22 protein-coding genes are annotated in these 18,835 nt (G+C 56.6%); 11 read left to right on the forward strand and 11 right to left on the reverse strand.

What is annotated here, in order from left to right; translation table 11 throughout:
* Positions 1 to 119 precede the first annotated feature (119 nt).
* A complete protein-coding gene (locus A7P96_RS02395) occupies positions 120 to 1,595 on the reverse strand; it encodes an aldehyde dehydrogenase family protein (RefSeq protein ID WP_067524470.1) in 1,476 nt (491 codons plus the stop codon).
* Positions 1,596 to 1,949: 354 nt separating this feature from the next.
* On the opposite strand from A7P96_RS02395, the gene A7P96_RS02400 reads away from it, so the two are divergent.
* Positions 1,950 to 3,026: an Ldh family oxidoreductase gene (locus A7P96_RS02400; RefSeq protein ID WP_067524471.1), complete on the forward strand. Its 1,077-nt coding sequence runs from the start codon at positions 1,950 to 1,952 to the stop codon at positions 3,024 to 3,026.
* Between the two features lie 66 nt (positions 3,027 to 3,092).
* Here the strand turns inward: A7P96_RS02400 and A7P96_RS02405 are convergent, their stop codons facing one another.
* From A7P96_RS02405 to A7P96_RS02415, 3 genes are all read right to left on the reverse strand, one after another.
* Positions 3,093 to 3,569, reverse strand: a complete 477-nt coding sequence (locus tag A7P96_RS02405; RefSeq protein ID WP_067524473.1) for a low molecular weight protein-tyrosine-phosphatase — start codon at positions 3,567 to 3,569, stop codon at positions 3,093 to 3,095.
* A gap of 15 nt (positions 3,570 to 3,584) precedes the next feature.
* On the reverse strand, positions 3,585 to 3,968 hold the full coding sequence (locus tag A7P96_RS02410; protein ID WP_067524475.1) for an MAPEG family protein: 384 nt from the start codon (positions 3,966 to 3,968) through the stop codon (positions 3,585 to 3,587).
* A gap of 382 nt (positions 3,969 to 4,350) precedes the next feature.
* Positions 4,351 to 5,256 carry a LysR family transcriptional regulator gene (locus A7P96_RS02415; RefSeq protein WP_067524477.1) on the reverse strand — a complete coding sequence of 302 codons (906 nt, stop codon included), beginning with the start codon at positions 5,254 to 5,256 and terminating at the stop codon, positions 4,351 to 4,353.
* Positions 5,257 to 5,422: 166 nt separating this feature from the next.
* On the opposite strand from A7P96_RS02415, the gene A7P96_RS02420 reads away from it, so the two are divergent.
* Positions 5,423 to 6,568, forward strand: a complete 1,146-nt coding sequence (locus tag A7P96_RS02420) for an alpha/beta hydrolase (protein WP_067524479.1) — start codon at positions 5,423 to 5,425, stop codon at positions 6,566 to 6,568.
* A 134-nt stretch (positions 6,569 to 6,702) separates the two neighbouring features.
* Here the strand turns inward: A7P96_RS02420 and A7P96_RS02425 are convergent, their stop codons facing one another.
* The 3 genes from A7P96_RS02425 to A7P96_RS02430 are packed head-to-tail and all read right to left on the reverse strand — an operon-like array spanning position 6,703 to position 8,257.
* Positions 6,703 to 7,452: a class I SAM-dependent methyltransferase gene (locus tag A7P96_RS02425; protein WP_067524481.1), complete on the reverse strand. Its 750-nt coding sequence runs from the start codon at positions 7,450 to 7,452 to the stop codon at positions 6,703 to 6,705.
* Positions 7,453 to 7,508: 56 nt separating this feature from the next.
* On the reverse strand, positions 7,509 to 7,775 hold the full coding sequence (locus A7P96_RS10155; RefSeq protein ID WP_369799135.1) for a helix-turn-helix domain-containing protein: 267 nt from the start codon (positions 7,773 to 7,775) through the stop codon (positions 7,509 to 7,511).
* Complete coding sequence (locus A7P96_RS02430) at positions 7,718 to 8,257, reverse strand: hypothetical protein (protein WP_067524483.1); 540 nt, start codon at positions 8,255 to 8,257, stop codon at positions 7,718 to 7,720. Before A7P96_RS02430 ends, A7P96_RS10155 begins: the two co-directional genes overlap by 58 nt.
* 95 nt (positions 8,258 to 8,352) lie before the next feature.
* Here A7P96_RS02430 and A7P96_RS02435 point away from each other — a divergent pair, with 95 nt between their 5' ends.
* The 7 genes from A7P96_RS02435 to A7P96_RS02465 all read left to right on the forward strand — a co-directional run bounded on the left by A7P96_RS02435 (position 8,353) and on the right by A7P96_RS02465 (position 12,440).
* Positions 8,353 to 8,985 carry a 4'-phosphopantetheinyl transferase superfamily protein gene (locus A7P96_RS02435; RefSeq protein ID WP_067524485.1) on the forward strand — a complete coding sequence of 211 codons (633 nt, stop codon included), beginning with the start codon at positions 8,353 to 8,355 and terminating at the stop codon, positions 8,983 to 8,985.
* A gap of 256 nt (positions 8,986 to 9,241) precedes the next feature.
* The gene (locus tag A7P96_RS02440) at positions 9,242 to 9,988 is read left to right on the forward strand and encodes a beta-ketoacyl synthase chain length factor (protein WP_067524486.1); all 747 of its coding nucleotides are present in this window, start codon (positions 9,242 to 9,244) and stop codon (positions 9,986 to 9,988) included.
* The gene (locus A7P96_RS02445; RefSeq protein WP_067524488.1) at positions 9,967 to 10,749 is read left to right on the forward strand and encodes a 1-acyl-sn-glycerol-3-phosphate acyltransferase; all 783 of its coding nucleotides are present in this window, start codon (positions 9,967 to 9,969) and stop codon (positions 10,747 to 10,749) included. The genes A7P96_RS02440 and A7P96_RS02445 overlap by 22 nt, the downstream gene beginning before the upstream one ends.
* Positions 10,742 to 11,002, forward strand: a complete 261-nt coding sequence (locus A7P96_RS02450) for a phosphopantetheine-binding protein (RefSeq protein WP_067524489.1) — start codon at positions 10,742 to 10,744, stop codon at positions 11,000 to 11,002. Before A7P96_RS02445 ends, A7P96_RS02450 begins: the two co-directional genes overlap by 8 nt.
* Positions 11,003 to 11,084: 82 nt before the next feature.
* Positions 11,085 to 11,345 (forward strand): acyl carrier protein, encoded by a 261-nt coding sequence (locus A7P96_RS02455; protein ID WP_067524491.1) that lies wholly within the window; start codon positions 11,085 to 11,087, stop codon positions 11,343 to 11,345.
* Complete coding sequence (locus A7P96_RS02460; RefSeq protein WP_067524492.1) at positions 11,342 to 11,881, forward strand: hypothetical protein; 540 nt, start codon at positions 11,342 to 11,344, stop codon at positions 11,879 to 11,881. Before A7P96_RS02455 ends, A7P96_RS02460 begins: the two co-directional genes overlap by 4 nt.
* 55 nt (positions 11,882 to 11,936) lie before the next feature.
* Entirely contained in the window at positions 11,937 to 12,440 is a 504-nt protein-coding gene (locus A7P96_RS02465) for a DUF6707 family protein (RefSeq protein ID WP_156496245.1), read from the forward strand.
* 273 nt (positions 12,441 to 12,713) lie between these two features.
* Here the strand turns inward: A7P96_RS02465 and A7P96_RS02470 are convergent, their stop codons facing one another.
* The 4 genes from A7P96_RS02470 to A7P96_RS10935 all read right to left on the reverse strand — a co-directional run bounded on the left by A7P96_RS02470 (position 12,714) and on the right by A7P96_RS10935 (position 16,787).
* Positions 12,714 to 14,054: a pitrilysin family protein gene (locus A7P96_RS02470; protein ID WP_067524496.1), complete on the reverse strand. Its 1,341-nt coding sequence runs from the start codon at positions 14,052 to 14,054 to the stop codon at positions 12,714 to 12,716.
* 128 nt (positions 14,055 to 14,182) lie between these two features.
* Entirely contained in the window at positions 14,183 to 15,493 is a 1,311-nt protein-coding gene (locus tag A7P96_RS02475) for a pitrilysin family protein (protein WP_067524497.1), read from the reverse strand.
* Positions 15,494 to 15,621: 128 nt separating this feature from the next.
* Positions 15,622 to 16,119, reverse strand: a complete 498-nt coding sequence (locus tag A7P96_RS02480) for a cupin domain-containing protein (RefSeq protein WP_067524499.1) — start codon at positions 16,117 to 16,119, stop codon at positions 15,622 to 15,624.
* A 356-nt stretch (positions 16,120 to 16,475) separates the two neighbouring features.
* Entirely contained in the window at positions 16,476 to 16,787 is a 312-nt protein-coding gene (locus A7P96_RS10935) for a hypothetical protein (protein WP_197476435.1), read from the reverse strand.
* On the opposite strand from A7P96_RS10935, the gene A7P96_RS10620 reads away from it, so the two are divergent.
* Both A7P96_RS10620 and ffh read left to right on the forward strand, forming a co-directional pair.
* Positions 16,782 to 16,934, forward strand: coding sequence for a hypothetical protein (locus A7P96_RS10620; protein WP_156496247.1), 153 nt, complete (start codon positions 16,782 to 16,784; stop codon positions 16,932 to 16,934). The two genes, A7P96_RS10935 and A7P96_RS10620, sit on opposite strands and share 6 nt — an antisense overlap.
* Before the next feature lie 259 nt (positions 16,935 to 17,193).
* The gene (ffh, locus tag A7P96_RS02490) at positions 17,194 to 18,555 is read left to right on the forward strand and encodes a signal recognition particle protein (RefSeq protein ID WP_067524502.1); all 1,362 of its coding nucleotides are present in this window, start codon (positions 17,194 to 17,196) and stop codon (positions 18,553 to 18,555) included.
* The last annotated feature ends 280 nt before the right edge of the window (positions 18,556 to 18,835 follow it).

Below are 18,835 nucleotides of genomic sequence, written 5' to 3' on the forward strand. Positions count from 1 at the left end.
AAAGGCTACCTGAAAATCACAAAACACGCAGATAGTCTATCGACATAGCAACGCCCATCGATCACACAAAAAAGCTGCCGGGATACCAGCAGCTTTTGCGTTGCAATCAAGCAAAGCAATCAATACATGCCTTCACGCTCTTCACGGGTAGAGATATAGATGTTTTTCACTTGAGTGTAGGCTTCGAGCATCATTTTGTGGGTTTCGCGGCCGATGCCGGAAGTTTTGTAGCCGCCGAAGGGAGCGCCGGCAGGCAGACGGTTGTAGCAGTTCACCCACACGCGGCCGGTTTCCAGGGCGCGGGATACGCGCAGGGCGCGGTTGATATCGCGCGTCCACACACCGCCGCCGAGGCCGTATTCGCTGTCGTTGGCCAGCTGGATAACTTCTTCTTCGGTTTTGAATTTAATCACGGTAGCCACCGGGCCGAAGATTTCTTCTTGGGCGATACGGCTGTTGTTGCTGTCGGCAGCAATCAGGGTGGGCTCAACAAATTCGCCTTTGCCCAATTCGCCTTCCACTTTTTTACCACCGGTGATGATGCGGCAGCCTTCCTGCTCGCCGATCTTCACATACTTGAGGATGGTATCAAGCTGGCCGGCGTTTACTTGCGCGCCCATTTGGGTGTCGTCTTCCCAAGGCAGGCCGACTTTCACTTTTTTAAACTCTTCGGCCAAGGCGGCTACGAATTTGTCGTAAATGCCTTCCTGCACGAAGATGCGCGAACCGGCACAGCATACTTGGCCTTGGTTGAACAAAATGCCTTTTTGCGCGCCTTCCAAGGCTTTGTCGAAAGGCATGTCGTCGAAGAAGATGTTGGCGGATTTGCCGCCCAATTCCAGGGTGGACGGAATCAGCAGCTCGGCAGCGGCGATGCCCACGCGGCGGCCCACTTCGGTAGAGCCGGTGAAGGCGAGCTTGTTGAAGCCTTTGTGGTGCAGCATGTATTCGCCGGATTTGCTGCCTTTGCCGGTAATCACGTTGAGCACGCCTTTGGGCAGCAGGTGGTTGATTTTTTGGGCGAAAGACAGCAGGCTCAGTGAGGTGTTGGAAGAGGGGTGGATCACGATGGTGCAGCCTGCGGCCAGCGCGGGAGCAATTTTCCAGGCGGCCATGAGGAAGGGGAAGTTCCACGGAATGATTTGGCCAACTACGCCGATGGGCTCGCGCAATACGATGGAGAGATCTTCTTCATCCAGTTGGTTGGCGCTACCTTCTTCGCCGCGAATTACGCTGGCGAAATAGCGGAAGTGGTCGGAGGCCAGCGGGATGTCGGCGGCGCGGGTTTCGCGGATGGGTTTGCCGTTATCGAGCGTTTCCTGCAGGGCGAAGAGTTCGGCATTCTCATCAATCACATCGGCGATTCGATTCAGAATAGCAGCGCGCTCGGCGGCGGTGGTTTTGCGCCAGGTTTTAAACGCAGCCTGTGCAGCAGCCACAGCGGCATCCACGTCGGCATCGGTGGCGTCGGTGAATTTAGCCAAGAGCTCGCCGTTGGCGGGGTTGTGCGATTCCAGCAGATTGCCGGGCTTTGTCCACTCGCCATTGATGAGCAGACCGTATTCGCGGTCGAAAACGTTCAGATTTTTAGCCATTTCGTTGGTTCTCCTAAACAATAGTATGGGGCTGGCCGCCCCATTTCCGATAACATAGACAGCATCCTGTGATGCTGTGCGTGCAGCATATTCTTTTTTTTTAAGCCTTTCAAGGATACATCTTGCCAAAGTAGGTTTGTTTACAGATTAAAGGCTACCTGAAAGTGCAGCTTCAACGAGGTTAAAACCGTCACTTGCTACCACTTTCAACGCAGGGTTTGCATCGGTTGCCGTCTGGGATGAAAATCGCGGTATAATAAAGGTATAACAAGCCTGCTGCCAAGGCAGTGAGTAGGCGAACACATCAGGTTGGAACCAGTTTTTTGTTGCCGCAGAAGCGGAGGAGGATAAACAATGCAAACGATTAGAAAAATTGATGCTGCAGCCCTACGTGCGTTCACCGAGGCCGCCTTTAAGGCTTACGGCTTCGTGCCGGAAGAAGCGGCGCAGATTACCGATGTGCTGGTAGCCGCCGACCTCTGCGGTGTGGACACACATGGTTCACAACGGCTGGAAATGTACCGTCAGCACATCAATGGTGGCTTCGTACACATTGGCGCCAAACCGGAAACTGTGTTTGAAACGCCCGTATCGGCAGTAGTGGACGGCCACGCTGCAATGGGGCAGCTTGTGTCGCGCTATGCCATGCTGCTGGCCATCGATAAAGCCAAACAAAGCGGCATCGGCATGGTGTCGGTGCGCAATTCCAACCACTACGGCATCGCCGCCTACTACAGCAGCATGGCTGCCAGCCAAGGCCTGGTGGGCATTTCCATGACCAATTCCTTCCCCATTGTAGTGCCCACCTACGGACGCACCCCGATGATGGGCACCAACCCCATCGCCGTGGCCATTCCCGCCAGCCCGACCGATTTCAGCCTCGATGCCGCCACCTCCGTGGTTGCCTTCGGCAAGCCCGAGGTATACCTCAAAAAAGGCCTAACCGCCCCACTGGGCTGGGCGATTAACAGCCAGGGCGTAGACGAGACCGACCCGCAGATTATTGTGGAATGTGTGCGCCAAGGGCTGGGCGGCGGCATGTATCCCTTGGGCGGCAGCAGCGAGCTGTTCGGCAGCCACAAAGGCTACGGCTATGCCGTGCTGGTGGAATTCTTCTCCGCCTGCCTCTCGCAAGGCACCACGTCCAACCACACCATGAAAAACGGCCATGCCGGCATCTGCCACTATTTCGCTGCCTTCAATCCGGAAATCTTCGGTGATGCCCAAGCCATCCGCAGCGATTTCAGCGCCTACCTGCAAGAGCTGCGCGAATCGGCAAAAGCCGCTGGCCAAGAGCGGATTTACATCCACGGCGAAAAAGAAGCCGAATGCTGCCGCGAACGCAAACAAAGCGGCATCCCCATCCTGCCCAAAACGCTGGATGAAATGCGCCGCTTGGCCGAGGAACTCGGGCTGCCGTTTGAGTGGTAGGGCTTGGATACGGCAGTGATAAGGCTACCTGAAAAACTTTCAGGTAGCCTTTTAGCGTTTGCCTGACTAAGGCCGGTTGGCCAAATCTTTTTCAATCTTATCCAGCAGCGCAGAGCAGCAGGCGGTGAGGATGCGGCGGGTTTCGTTGAAGTTGCCGGTATACCACGGGTCAGGAACGTGGCTGTAACCGCTATCGGGCAGAAGGTCGGTTATCTTGAATATTTTGCCGGGGTGGCGGCCGAAGCGTTGTTCCAGTTCGGCTAGGTTGTCGTCGTCCATGGCCAGCAGGTAGTCGAAACCGGCCAAATCCTGCGCACGCACGCGGCGGCTCACAAAGCCGCTGCTGTCGATACCTTCGTCGGAGAGGACTTCCAGGCTGCCGCAATGCATGCCTTCGCCGTCGTGCCAGCCGGATGTGCCCGCACTGGCGGTGTGCACCGGCAGGCCGCGGGCGGCCGCCATGCTGCGGCAGAGATATTCGGCCATCGGCGAGCGGCAAATGTTGCCCAAGCAAACGAACAAAACCTTAACGGGGCGTTCCATAAGGCTACCTGAAAATCAAATGGCGGCAATAAACAAAGCCACGATGCACAGCAGGTTCACACCGAACATGGCCGAGCGCAGCGTGGCTTTATCGTTGATGTAGCAATAGATAAAGGCGATGCGGCTGGCCACGAAGAGCAGCGCCCAGAAATTGATGGTGAACTGGGCGGCGTTGCCGGTGGCGTGGGCGATGATCACGGCGGCGGCAAACGGAGGGAAGATTTCGTAGCTGTTTTGCTGTGCCGCATCGGCGCGCGCGGCCTTGCCTTGGGCGCGGGCCAGGAAGGCGCGCGGGTTGTGGTTGTCGGTCGGGGAAAATCCGGCGCGGTATTTGGCATAGGCGGCGCAGAAAATGGGCAGGAAAATGGCGAAGAAGATGCACCAGTAGGCTAAGGTCATGATGTGTTTGCTCTTAAATATAGCTAAAGCGCTTATTTCCCCTGCCTGTACTGCCTGCGGCTCGTCGCTCGGTATGAGAAAATCATTGCTTCAGCCGTAATTGGTTGGAAAGATTGGTTTTGTGATAGGCAGGATTATACACTGGAGAAGAATAGACAGGCTGTTTCAGGCAGTATGCCACGGAATCGGTTGCTGCAATGATTGCAGGCTACCTGAAACTTAAGCTGCGCAGAAACTGCGCGGTGTTTTGACTGCAGTGAAGTTTCGCTTTCAGGTAGCCTGAAAAGTGTGTGTGATTAAGTCGGGCTGGTTTTCGCGCTTGGAGGCCGTCTGAAAAGGAGGTTAGCGATAACTGATGACTATCCTTGAGCTTGCCGGATTTTCAGGTAGCCTCTTTATCATACATTTCCTGCAACACCTCCGTCAGCCAGTCGAATACCTTTAACACGCGCCCGGAAGTTACTGTACGTTGCGGGCGGTAGATGTAGAGTTGCCATGGGCGGCGCGGGATGTCGGGAAAGAGTTCCACCAGTTCGCCGTTTTGCAGGTGGATTCGGCACAGATGTTCCGGGATATAGGCGGCAACGCTGCCTGCCAGCGCGGCGGCGAGTTCGTTGGCAGGGTCGTCTGTGATGAAACGGATGTTTTTTGGAAAAACGTGCATTTCTGCGTTGAGCGGCCAGCCCCACGGGCGGTTGGTGTTGGCGTTAATGAGCGACGATGCGGGGAAACGGTCGGTTAATTCGTCTAGGCTTTGCGGCGTGCCGTGGCGGGCGAGATAGGCGGGGGAGGCGACGATTTTGTCGGTGGTGTCGCAGATTTTGCGGACAATCATCAAATCTTCTGCCTGTGTCCCGATGCGGATGCCGATGTCGAGTTGGTTTTCCACCGCGTTAAGTTTGGCGTCGTTGCTGCGCCAATCGATATAAAGTTCGGGATAGTCGGCGCATTTTTCCAGCAGGCGGGTGAGTATGTGGTCGTTATCGTTCCACTGCGGTACGGTGATGCGGACGATGCCGCGTATCTCGTCTTTTTCTTTGGCGGCAGAAAACAGGTTTTCGCTGTCGGTAAGAAGCTGCTGGGCACGCGGCAGGAAGGCTGCGCCAAACTCGGTCAGGTGGATATTGCGTGTGTTGCGGGTAAAAAGCTGTTCGCCGAGGTGTTGTTCCAATTCGGCAATCACGCGCGTTACCACCTGCGGCGAAACGGACAGGCGCAGCGCGGTCTCGCGGAATTGCAGGGTCTCGGCGGCGGAGCAGAAGTATTTTAGGGCGTTGAGTTTGTCCATTTTGATTTTCAAGGGATTGGTTCAGGTCGTCTGAAAACCTTTTCAGGCAGCCTGCACCTTAATTATTCCAAATTTTAGAATTAACAATTCGGATTTTATTCATTGTTTGCCAAACAGTCCATCCCTATAATGCACTCATTCGATAAACAAATCACGGAGCAACCCCATGAGAAATCAAGCTAAAAAATCATTCCTGAAAACTGCTGCCGCAGCCGCCGTTGCATTGACTTTGTCCGCCCCTGCGCTGGCAGACGTATCCATTACCCCGATGAAAGGAGTTCAAACCATGCAGCTTACCCAAGAATGGGACAAAATTTTCCCTCAGTCCAATAAAGTGGAACACCACAAAGTAACATTCAAAAACCGCTACGGCATCACATTGGTTGGTGATTTGTATGTGCCGAAAAATATCCGTTCGGGTCAGAAACTGCCTGCAATTGCGGTAGCCGGCGCGTTCGGTGCGGTGAAGGAGCAATCCAGCGGTCTATATGCCCAAGCGATGGCAGAACGCGGTTTTGTAACCTTGGCATTTGACCCGTCCTACCTCGGTGAATCCGGCGGCGAACCGCGCAATATGGCGTCGCCCGACATCAACACCGAAGACTTTTCCGCCGCCGTTGATTTCCTCGGCCTGCAAAACTTCGTGAACCGCGAACAAATAGGCATCTTGGGCATTTGCGGTTGGGGCGGCATGGCGTTGAACGCCGCCGTGGGCGATACCCGCATCAAAGCCGTCGCCACCAGCACCATGTACGACATGACCCGCGTGATGGCCAACGGCTACGAAATCAATATGAAGCAGAACGCCCAAGGCGGCTACGACCGCGTCCCCGCGCAAACTGCCGAAGCGCGCTACCAAACGAAAGTGCAACTGAACAACGGCCGCTGGGAAGCAGCACAAAACGGTTACGCCACTCTTGCGCCCGCCAACAACCTTGACCCCAAAGACATTACCGCCGACACGCCGAAATTTATCGCCGAATACGCTGATTTCTACCGCACCAAACGCGGCTTCCATCCCCGCGCGGTAAACTCCAATCCGCAAGGTTCGTGGGCGACCACCGTGCCGCTGGCATTCATCAATATGCCCATCCTGCAACGTGCCGGCGAATTGCGCGCCCCCGCTTTAATCGTACACGGTGAAAAAGCACACTCACGCTATTTCAGCGAAGACGCGTTCAAATCTCTGGGCAGCAAAAACAAAGAGCTGTACATCGTGCCGGGTGCGAACCACACGGATTTGTATGACAACACCCGAGGCAAGATTCCGTTTGATAAGTTTGAGCAGTTCTTTAAAGCAAATCTGCATTAAGGTCGTCTGAAAGGCTACCTGAAAGCGTAAAAGCAGCCTGCACTTTATTTATAACGAGTGCAGGCTGCTTTTTATTTTTCAGACGACCTTTTCAGATTTTGAGGTCGTCTGAAAAAGAAAATGCGGCGGCTGGTTCAAGCAGGTTTGCGGAAGGTAATGCAGTAAAAGAGGTTGTTCCACAGCAGTCGCGTTTTCTCTTCCTGCACGGTTTCGGGGATGCAGTTTTCGATTTGTGTCAGGTCGAAATCGGTGTCTTGGAAGTAGTTCCGCGTGAACAGGCTTTTTTTGTATTGTTGTTGGATGAAGTCGGTGGTTTCGTCTGCAATCATGATTTTGGTGCCGGGCTTGGCAACACGCAGCATTTCGTTGATGGCTTTTTGTTTGTCGCTGAAAAAATTGATGCCGCCCACATGGAATACGACGTCGAACATATTGTCGGCAAAGGGTAAGTCTTCAGCGTTGCAGTGTACCAAGTCCAAGCCTGCCGCTTTTTTCTGCCATACGTTGCGGCAGCGTGCCAACATGCCGAGCGACAGGTCGGCGCCGGTCAAGTCCAGTGTGGCGGGGTTGATGTTGGTGGGCAGGTGGTTTAAATCGACGCCTGTGCCGATGGAGACGTAGAGCGCGGTGCAATCCTGCCGCCATTCCAGTTCGCCCATCAGGCTGCGCCGCATTTCGTTGATGCTGTTGCCGTATTTGAGGCGGGCTATCCAGCGTTCGCCGAAATCGTACCAACGGGCGAGGCGGTTGTACATGTTCATGTATTTGGCGTTGTCGCCCGTTACGTTGTCGGAATCAAGGCACAACAAGATGCCGTCTTGTTCGGGCGGAAGTGGGTTTTGCAGGGCGGGTTTGAGTTTTTGGATGAGCTTGGCGGAAGGCATGGCGTTACTCCTGTGGATGGTTGCGACAGCTTGAAAGGCCGTCTGAAAACCGTGCTTCAGGTTTCGTTAAAACTATACCCCAGCCCGTGATGGGTGCGGATGTGTTCGTCGGCGATGCCGGCTGCGCGTAGTTTGTGACGCAGGGCGCGGATGTGGGTGTTGATGGTGTGCGGGTCGGAGGGGCGGTTGCCGCCGAACATGGCGGTGAGCAGTTCTTCGCGGCTGAACACGCGGCCGGGGCGGTGCAGCAGGGTACGCAGCCGACTTAGCGGGCGATGTTGCCGCGCATCACTACGCGGGCGTGGAAAGTGCCCACTTCGCAGTCGTACTGCCCGCCGCGCAGCACTTGGCGGTTGTAGTAGCTGTGGAAGTTGCTCACGCGGCTGCCGCCACGGGCTTGGGCGGTTTGCTGGAATTTATGGGCGGCGTTGATAAAGGCGCGTTCGCAGGCGGCTTCGTCTGATTTGTTGGAAGCATTGGCTGCCTGACGGGTGGATAAATTAGCCTGAATCACGCGGCCGCCGCCGCCGAAGCTCACAGGCACATTGGGATTGAGCAGACTTTCGGCTTCTTCGGAAGCCAGCACGGCGCGGCCGGAGCAGCGGTACACTACTTTGCGGCCGCTGCGGTTGGGGTCGTCGTCTTGCAGCAGGCGGCACACGCGGCCGGTGGTTTGGCTGGTGGCATGGGCGCCGTTGCGGCCGCCTTGACCGCTTGTGTTGTTCGGCGCACGGTTGTTGTTGCAGCCGGCGAGGCCGAAAGCGGCTACAATTGCAGCCGCCAGCATGATTTGGCGAGATTTCATATTTGCTCCCTTTTAAGCTGGGTTGGAAAACTGGAAATTCACGGCCAATCAACCGCGATTTCACAAAGTTTAAAGTATATTAAAAAACCTTGCCTATGCCTACCCGCCTGCCGCCGCAACACACCATCCGCCTCTATCTGGCCGCGCCCGACTGCGCCGCGCGCTACCCCGCCGGGCTGCTGGATGAGGCCGACTGCGCCCATCTCTCTCGCCACCTTGCCCGTGTGGCGCAAACCGGCTGGCAGGTGAGCCGCTTTCTCAAGCAGCAGGCGGCGGCAGACGGTTTTTCAGGTAGCCTCAGCCACAGCGGCGGCCATGCCGTGCTGGCGGTGCCGTCTGCCGATTTTCCCGTTGGCGTGGATTTGGAACGGCTGCGCCCGCGCCGTTTCGATGCCTGGCCGGATTGGGTGCTGCATGCAGATGAAGCACGCTGGCTGCAACAGCATGCCGAATTGGCCGATTATTATGCGTTGTGGACGCTGAAAGAGGCCTTGCTCAAGGCCACGGGGCAGGGGCTGGCGGATATGCCGCAAACCGGATTGCAGCCAAACGGGGACGGCTGGCGGCTCTGCGCAGGCGGCCGGTTTTGGCAGGGCGCGGTATTTCTACTGGATGGAGCTTGGTTGTGCAGTGTGGTGTGGCCGCAGGAAGTAGCAGCGGAATGGGCTTGGCACGGCTTCGGCGAATGGCAGGCGGTGGAAAAGCGGCTGCTTTATTGTTTTGTTTAGGCGCTTTAGTTCTTTCAGGTAGCCTCAAATTCGCGGGCAGCCAATGTGGAAACCTCAGAAATCAAGGCTACCTGAAACTTTTCTTTTCGCAGAAACGCCGTTCACATTTTTCAGCCCGCTCGCAAGATGCCCGAGTGCCGCATTCTTGTTATAATGCACCATCTTAACTGTCCTTAACAGGCTGCCTATTTTGAAAAAGGCTACCTGAAAGCGAAGCTTCAACGCAGTTAAAATGCAGCTTCAACGAAGTTAAAACATGACCGCCGATTTCCGTCTCCGCTTTTCCATCCAAAGCTGGCACGCCGCCTCCACCCGCCTGCACACAGGCGAAGACTGGGCCGCGTGGGCATCAGGCCGCTTGAACGCCGCCGATTTGCCCGACACGCCGCCGAAGGTGGATTTCCTGCCCGCCATGCAGCGGCGGCGGCTCGGCCTCTCGGCGCGGCTGCTGTTTGCGGCGGCGCATCCGCTCTTGGCGGAAGGCGAGTCCTGCCCGCTGGTGCTCGCCTCACACGATGGCGAAATCAACCGCAGCTTTGGCTTGTGGGTTACGCTGTTGCGCGACAACGAAGTTTCCCCCACTTCCTTCGGCCTTTCCGTGCACAACGCCCTGGCCGGGCAGTGGTCGATGCTGCGCGGCGACATGAGCGAATACACTGCGCTTTCCGTGCGGCATAGCGGCTTGGAAACCGCCGTGCTCGAAGCCGCCGGCCTGCTGGCCGAGGGCGCGGAACGCGTATTGGCGGTGGTGGTGGACGAACCCTTGCAGGCGCAATACCCCGACGCTCCCGCCGAACGTGCGCCCTTCGCCCACGCGCTCGCCCTGCTGCTCACATATGAAGAAGAATGGGAACTTTCCCCCGCCGCACCCGATGTCGGCGACACGGCAAACTGCGGCTATTGGGGCGCGATCGAATGGTTGCGGCAACAGCACTCAGGCAGCCGCCAGTGGATAAACCGTTATGCAGACAAGGCTTGGCAATGGCAGCGGCTTACCCCCTAAGTACCAGCTTAAACCGCCTGTGGCGATTGCTGGCCACCGGGCTGGGCTTCGTGTTTTTCGGCGTGTTCGGCGTGCTGCTGCAAATCGTGCTGCTGCCCTGGCTGCTGCGCCGCTCGCCAACACTGACACAGCAAAAGCAGGCGCGACGAGTGGTAACGCGCACCTGGCTGTGGTTTAGCTATTATCTGATGCGCTCCGGCATTTTGAGCGCGGAATTTGAAGGCTTCGAGCGGCTCGGCCGCCCCGGCCAGCTGATTTTGGCCAACCACCCCTCGCTGCTGGATGTGGTGTTCCTGCTCGGCCGCGTGCCCGAAGCCAACTGCATCGTAAAAGCCGATTTGCAGCGCAACCCGGCCATGGCCGGGCAAATCCGCGCCTGCGGCTACCTGCCCAATCAGGAAGATTTGGATTTTGTGGAAGCCGTGCACCAAGTTTTGCAGCAGCAATGCCTGTTGGTATTCCCCGAAGGCACGCGCACCGGCTGGGACGGTGTGGTGAAATTTCATCGCGGCGCAGTGTCCATCGGCCTCAGAAGCGCGCAGGTAATCACCCCCGTGGTGATTAAAATGCAGCCGCCGAACTTCAAAAAAGGCCAGCCGTGGTACAAAATCCCGCTGCAAAAACCGGCCTACCGCTTTATCGTCGGCGACGACATCAACCCGCAGGATTGGTTAAGCAAGCACCCCCTGCCCATTGCCGCCCGCCGCCTTAACGACCACCTGCAACAATACTTCAACGAAAGAAGCCAAAAAAATGACTGATTTGAAACAAGAAATCAAACAACTGATTATCGACAGCCTCGGTCTGGAAGATCTCACTCCCGCCGACATCGGCGATGAAGAAGCTCTGTTTGGCGACAGCGGTCTCGGCCTCGATTCCGTAGACGCGCTCGAACTCGGCCTGGCCGTGCAAAAACACTTCGGCTTCCAGCTCGACGGCGAAAGCCAGGAACTGCGCGACAGCTTCGCCAATGTGTCCACGCTGGCCACCTTCGTGCAGAAACAACGCGGCTAGCCGAAGCAGTATGATCAAGGCTACCTGAAACATAGGTCGGGCATGCCTGCCCGGCTGCTACCCATCATTATAAGGAACACCCATGACCGAAACCGAAATCCGCGCCTTTCTGTTCGACATACTGGAAAACATGTTTGAAATCGACACCAGCAACGTAACCGGCAGCACCAACCTCTACGAAGACCTCGAAATCGACAGCATCGACGCCATCGATCTGCTCGACCAAATCAAACGCCAAACCGGCTACAAACTCCAAGCCGAGGACTTCCGCAACGTCCGCACCATCGACGACGTAGTTGCCGCCGTGTCCAAGCTCTACCAAGAAGCCAAGCCCGAAGCGTGAAAACCGCCGCCAAAATCCTGCTCGGCATCTTGAGCGTACTCTACCCCCTGCTCTGGTATTACGGCCGCGAGCAGGGCTGGTTTTATCCGCTGGCCGGTTTCATGCTCCTGCTCTGGCTCGCCCGCGCCGCCATGCAGCGCGACCCCGGCCAGCGGCGCGTTTCCCTCCTTGTGGCCGCCTTCTTCGCCGCCATCCTCCTTTTGAAGCGGCCCGGCAGTATGTATTGGTATCCCGTGTGGGTAAACGGCCTGCTGCTGCTGCTATTCGGCCTCAGCCTCACACAAAAACAAAGCATCATCGAACGCCTCGCCCGCCTGCAACACCCCGACCTCCCACCCGAAGGCGTGGCCTACACCCGCCGCGTTACCCAAATCTGGTGCGGCTTTTTCGCCCTCAACGGCAGCCTCGCCGCCCTGCTCGTGCTGCTCGAACAATACCGCTGGTGGGCCCTCTACACCGGCATCATCGCCTACATCCTAATGGGCATCCTGATGGGCGGCGAATTTGCCTACCGCAAATGGGTGTTGAAGTTGTAATGAACAAAGGCTACTTGAAAAACAGAGATGGCGGTTTTCGGTTTTCAGGTAGCCTTTGAGCTTATCTGCAAATGAAACAGAGCGTATGCGCTGTCTAAATCGAAACCAAACTGAAGAAATTTTGAATGATGGAGAGGTAAACCTGATGTTTTCTGATTTACTGCTTTCGGACAATTTATCCCCGGCCCAGATGAAAAAAGCGGCGGCGTTGAGCAAGAAATTCAGCCCAACCAACAAAGCCGACTTGGAAAAGGCCTACCACCTACTATTTAGCCTGTTTTGCGCCAACCGCATTCAAGAAACGGAAATCTGCTTAGATGTTTTAACCAAGCTGAAATTCAACGGCAATTTCAACTTATGGACATTTATCGAACCTAGTTATTGTTTGAAATTCTTCTTAACACACGACGAAAATGTCAAACAAGAAATCACTAGAATGCTGCGTGAAGACGTGAAATCAGAATGGGATGACGAAGACGAACACCAAGAATGGGATACAAAAAATTCTGGATGGCGAATCGGTAAAGAATGCGCAAGAACAATTAGACCGATATATTGAAGACGGAATAAAAACAGAATATATCTGGCGCGTTAGCTTACTGACAACATATTTGCACGTGTTGGCACTGGGTGCGACAGGCGTGCTGAATCCATCGGTTGTTAATGATGCCATCAATCAGAATCTGGCCAGATTAAGGGAAATAAGTGCGGCATAATCGGTTCTATAAGCGGGCATGTGTTGCCCGTGCAGAATCTCACACCAAAAGGCTACCTGAAACTTTCAGGTAGCCTTTTGGCTTGCCCACGCCTGGTTCAATCAGGCGGATTGTGCCTAACGCCTTCTGCCGTTGCTGCGGCGGGCGGCGGGTTTGCCGGCCTGCGGCATGCCGACCACGGTGGTGTGCAGGCCGGTTACGCGGCGCTGCCAGGCGGCTTTCACTTCTTCGGCGCTTAAGCGGGAAACGGCTGCCGGGTAGCGGCTGAGGTAGTCGTCGGGCAGGTTGTAGAGGCCGATGAGTTTCAGGTAGCCCAACAGTTCGGCGTTGGTGTCGAAGCGCAGGGGGAAGCTGCCCACAAGGCTGGCCTTGGCCTGCGCCAGCTCGGCTTCGGTGGGGCCGTTGGCGGCAAATTCCTGCAATACTTTCTGTGTGTCGGCCAGGGCGGCGGCGGCGCGGGATTTTTCGGTGGCGAAGGAGATGGTGAGCGGGCCTTGGGCGCGCAAGGGGGCGAGGCGGGAGGAAGCGCCATAGGTGTAGCCGTGTTGGTCGCGCAATACCTTCATCAGCCGGCTATCAAAGCCGCCGCCGCCGAGGATGTAGTTGCCCACGGCCAAGGCGTAGTAGTCGGGATCGTTCGGGGTGATGAGGGGCATGCCCAATACGATGTGCGCCTGGGTGCCGCTATGAGGCAGGGTTTGGGTTTGCACCGCGCCATGGGTGGCTTCGGGCAGGGGCGGCAAAGCTTGGCCGGTGGGCAAGTCGCCAGTAAATTTGCTCACGATTGCTTCGGCCTGGCTGCGGCTTACATCGCCCACAATCGCCACCACGGCGTTGCGGCGGGTGAAATATTGTTGATGGAAGCGATGCAGGTCGGCAGGGGTGATGCGGCGGATGGTTTGCTCGCTGGTGCGGGCGGGATAGCCGTAGGGATGGGTGGGGTACACCTGCCGGGTGTTGGCCACGGAGGCGAGGAAATCGGGCTGGGTGCGGTTTTGTTTGAGGGTTTCTACCGCGCGGTCTTGCTCGCGTTTGAGCACGGCGGGATCGAAACGGGGCTCCACCAATACGTCGCGCATCAGGCCGAGGGCAGGATTGAGAATATCCGGCTTGGAGAGGCTGCGCAGACGCACGCCGGAAGTGTCGGTGGTGTTGTAGCTGGAGAGGCTCACGGCCAAATCGGCCACACGCTGGAGCAGGGCTTCTTCGCCCAAGCTTTTGGTGCCGGTGTCAGCCAGGCCAGTGGCGAAATCGGCCACGCCGATTTTGTTGGCGCTGTCGCGGCTGCTGCCGGCATCGAAGGCCACATCGATATCGACAATCGGGTTTTCATGCCGCTCCACCAGCAGCACTTTAGTGCCCTCTGCAGTTTGCCAGCGCTGGATAGGGATATTCTCGGCCAACGCGGCGGTGGGCAGCAGGCAGGCCAGCAGCAGGGTGCGGAACAGGGGTTTCATGGGGATTCACTCCTAAATTTGGATACGGTTTGGGCTGCGCTGAAGCGGGCGCTTTCAGGTAGCCTGTTAATTTAGAACCGGAAGGCTACCTGAAAAATATTTCTACGTTTTCAGGTAGCCTTTGCCGCTTACTTGGATTCGGGATACAGTACCACGGTGGTGTGTTTCTGCGCCAAAAGCCAGCGGGCGGCCTCGCGCACTTCTTCGGCGCTCACGGCCAAGCGGCGGTGGCGGATTTCGTCTTCATCCGTGTAGGAGAAGCCGGCCGATTCCAGCGAGCCGATGTTGGTGGCCTGGGTTTCCATCGAATCTTTACCAAACTCGCGCGCGGCCAGGCTGCGGTTGCGCACGCGTGCCAATTCTTCTTCGCTCACGCCGTGTTCGGCAATTTGGCGTACTTCGTTCAAAAACGCTGCCGTGAGCTGCTCGGGTTTCACATTCGGCGCAGGCGTGCCGCTAAACAGCAGCACATCCGGCGAGCGGGTAAGCATATCGTAGCCCAGCGAGGCTTCCACAGCGACTTTGCGGCCGCGCACCAGATTGCGCTCGATGCGGGCAGACATACTGCCGTCGAGCACATCGGCCAACATATTCAGCGCATAGGGCAGCTTGTCGTCTACCTTGCGCAGGGCGGGCACCTGAATGGCCAAACCCACCACCGGCGAGCTCACCGGCGCGGTGGAACGGGCAGAGCGGTTGGCCGTTTGCGGCGGCTCGGTTAAATCGTTGCGCGCGGGCAGCGGATGGTCGGGCAGACTGCCGAACAGTTTTTCCGCGTTATCCAGCACTTCGCCTGCCTTCACGTCGCCCACAATCACTAGCGTGGCGTTGTGCGGCGCATACCAGGCGCGGTACCACTGGCGCAAATCTTCCGGCTTGAGCGTGTGTAAATCCGCCTCATAGCCGATAACCGGCGCGCGGTTTTCCGGCTTGGCATAGGCATTCAGATTAATCTGCTCCCACATTTTGCCGTCGGGGTCGTTATCCGTGGTGAGGCGGCGCTCTTCGCGGATTACCTTCATTTCGTTTTCAAAATCGGCATCGCTGAAATTCAGGTTCACCATGCGGTCGGCCTCCAGCTCCAGCACCTGCGGCAGGCTGCCCACGGCAAATTCTTGGTGATACACGGTTTCGTTGCGCGAAGTGAAGGCGTTGTCGCTGCCGCCCAGCGCGGAAATGCGTCGGCTGAATTCGCCGGCGGGCACGGTGGGCGTGCCTTTAAACATCATGTGCTCCAAGGCGTGGCTCAGGCCGGTTTTGCCTGCGTGCTCGTCGGCACTGCCCACCTTAAACCACAACTGTGTGACCGCCACCGGCGCACGGTGGTCTTCGCGCACAATCACTTTCATACCATTGGCCAGCACGCGCGACTGAGTTTCTGCCGCCGCCGGCACCACAGAAGCCGCCAACACAGCGGCTACAAGCAATGAACGGAACATAAGTTTTCCTAAAAACGGGAAGAGGCTGCATGATACCGAAATTTTCGGCATACGGCACTTGGAGTGGTCTGAATAAAGATAAAGGCTACCTGAAACTTTCAGGTAGCCTCTGCCGTTATCGCGTCAGATTACTGTGCAGCTGGAGCCGTGCTCGGCAACTGGCCAATAAAGTTGATGAAGCGCAGCGGCCGGCGGCCGGTGTTTTTCAGCGCATGCGACTGACCGGGGCGGGCGATGGTGATGTCACCGGCAGATACGGGCACTTCCTTACCGTCTGTACCCATAAACGTGCCGCGGCCTTCCACAATCAGGTACACGTCTTCATTGTTGGTGTGCTTGTGCAGGCCGATAGACGCACCCGGCGGCAGCGTGAGCCAGCCGATTTCGCGGATAGCATCTTGCTCGCCAGTTTGGTGGCGGGTGTAGGCAAAACGTCCCAGCAGCCTGCCTTCGCCGCCGCCGGCTTTTTCGCGGTTCCACTGCTGCAAGTTGGACATTCTGTACACCTGCACGCTACGGTCTACCGGCGTTTTGCTCGGTTCGTTCGTGCCCTGCACACCATGCGCCCAAGTGCCGGCGCTGGCAAACAGAGCGGAAGCGACAACGGATAACATCACTTTTTTCATTGGGTATCTCCTGTGGTTGGAATGAAGAGGAAACAAAGGATTTGGTGCAGAATAGGTGGTGGAACGGGAGTGGTCAAGATAGCTCATAAATGGAAACCGGTTTATTTGCTGTTTGTTTGATGTATGCTAAAAATTATGTTTACCAATGCTGCTTGAAAACTTGCTGAAGTACTTTTCAGGTAGCCTTTCGCCTTCACACTTGGTGCAGCAACACCTGCAACACAAACTTGCTGCCCACAGAAATGCTCAGCAGCACAAAACCCGCCAGCATGCTTTGAAACATCAGCTTTTCCAGGCCCAACAGCGGTGGCAAAACGACATCAGCGGCGAAATGCGGTGACTGCGCAGGCGGCGGTTCAGCAGCAAAACCAACGGCGCAAGCAACGCGGCAATATCGAACAGGCCGTACGATAACATCGATGTGCCCACGTGTAGAGAAAGGGCATATTGCCCACCGCATAATCCGCGCTCAGCGCCGGCCACTGCGCGGCAGCCGGCATGGAAAGCGCGGCAAAAGGGTAGAGCAGTTGCAAACCCTTCAGCGAATAAAAGAAACTGCCGCGCCAACACAACAGCAGCATCAACCAGGTAACCAGACACAGGGCATAGCCGATGCCGTTGGGGAAGCGGCTGAGTAGCAGCGGCTGACACACTACCGCCGCGTGCACGGGCAGCTGCGCCACCAGCAACAGCAGCTCACCTTTGAGCGGGCATGGCTGCCGGGCATCCTGCCTCCCGAACCACTAGGCAAACACGCCCATGCCGCCGTAGAGCAACGCAAGCAAAATAAACAATCCGGCCATGCTTCTTTATAGTGTAAAATACTACGATTTTAGCAAACTTTGCGGCCTGTCAGGGGCTGTCTGAAAGCGATGTTTTGGTGAAGCTGAAGTTGGATTTCTCAAAACCGAAAAGCTTGGAAAGGCTACCTGAAAAACCCAGCTTCAACAAAGTTTAAAAAAGCTGCTATCCCTATCCTGAATAAACCATTCATTTGTCGGCCGGGTGAGACCACCCTAAAACAAGACAAGCCAACGCAGCATCTTGGCGGCTTCACCCGGCATAAGGAACAATATGTTAGATAATCTATCCGGCCGCCTCAGCCAGTGGGCCAAAAAAATGCGCGGCCAAGCGCGCCTCTCCGAAGACAACATCAAAGAAGCCCTGCGCGAAGTGCGCATGGCGCTGTTGGAAGCCGACGTGGCGTTGCCGGTGGTGAAAGACTTTATGGCCAATGTGAAAGAACGCGCCGTTGGCCACGAAGTGATCGGCAGCCTCACGCCTGGCCAGGCCTTTATCGGCGTGGTAAACCAGGCGCTTACCGAGCTGATGGGCACGCAAAACAGCAGCCTCAATCTGGCTGCCGTGCCGCCCGCCGTGGTGCTGATGGCTGGCCTGCAGGGCGCGGGTAAAACCACCACCGCCGGCAAGCTTGCCCGCTTGCTCAAAGAAGAGCAGCGCAAGAAAGTGCTGCTGGTGTCGGCTGACGTATATCGCCCCGCCGCCATCGAGCAACTGCGCCTCCTAGCTGAGCAAGTGGGCGCGGATTTCTTCCCCTCCGACGTTTCCCAACAGCCCGTGGCCATTACCCAAGCCGCGCTTGATTACGCCAAAAAGCATTTCTACGACGTGCTGATGGTCGATACCGCCGGCCGATTGGCGGTGGACGAAGCCATGATGGCCGAAATCAAGGCCCTGCATGAAGCCGTGAATCCGGTGGAAACCCTGTTTGTGGTGGATGCCATGCTCGGCCAAGATGCTGTAAACACCGCCCAGGCCTTCAACGAGGCCCTGCCGCTCACCGGCGTTATCCTCACCAAAATGGACGGCGACGCACGCGGTGGCGCGGCACTTTCCGTGCGACACGTTACCGGCAAACCGATTAAATTCATCGGCACCGGCGAAAAAATCGGCGGCCTCGAGCCCTTCCACCCCGACCGCATCGCCGGTCGCATTCTCGGCATGGGCGACGTGCTTTCCCTGATTGAAGACGTGCAAAAAGGCATCGATCAGGAAGTGGCCGAACGCATGGCCAAAAAGCTGCACAAAGGCAAAGGCTTCGACCTGAACGATTTCAAAGCCCAAATCCAGCAGATGCGCAATATGGGCGGCATCGAATCACTGATGTCCAAACTGCCCGGCGAAATGGGGCAGCTTTCCGCGCAAATCCCCGAGGGCACGGCGGAAAAAGCCATGAGCAAAGTGGAAGCCATCATCAATTCCATGACCCCGAAAGAGCGCGCCAATCCGGCCCTGCTCAAAGCCAGCCGCAAACGCCGCATCGCCGCCGGCGCGGGCACCACCGTGCAGGAAGTGAACAAAATGCTCAAGCAGTTCGAGCAGTCGCAAAAAATGATGAAAATGTTCGGCGGCAAAGGCATGGGCAAACTCATGCGTATGGCGCAAGGCATGAAAGGCATGTTCCCCGGGCGTTAAACCCTTAAAATATCGGAAGGCTACCTGAAAACGGTTTTTCAGGTAGCCTTTTCGTATCCGAGCATCCTCGTCTATTAACTATAGTGGATTAAATTTAAATCAGGACAAGGCGACGAGCCGCAGACAGTACAGATAGTACGGCAAGGCGAGGCAACGCTGTACTGGTTTAAATTTAATTCACTATAAAATATAGCCTCCACCCCGCCTGAGCCATTTTCAGGTAGCCTCCTGCCCGCCTATAATCAGGCTACCTGAAACCCAACCGTTCATCATAGAAAGC

The sequence above is a fragment of the Eikenella sp. NML03-A-027 genome (assembly GCF_001648395.1).
Classification (GTDB): Bacteria; Pseudomonadota; Gammaproteobacteria; order Burkholderiales; family Neisseriaceae; genus Eikenella; species Eikenella exigua.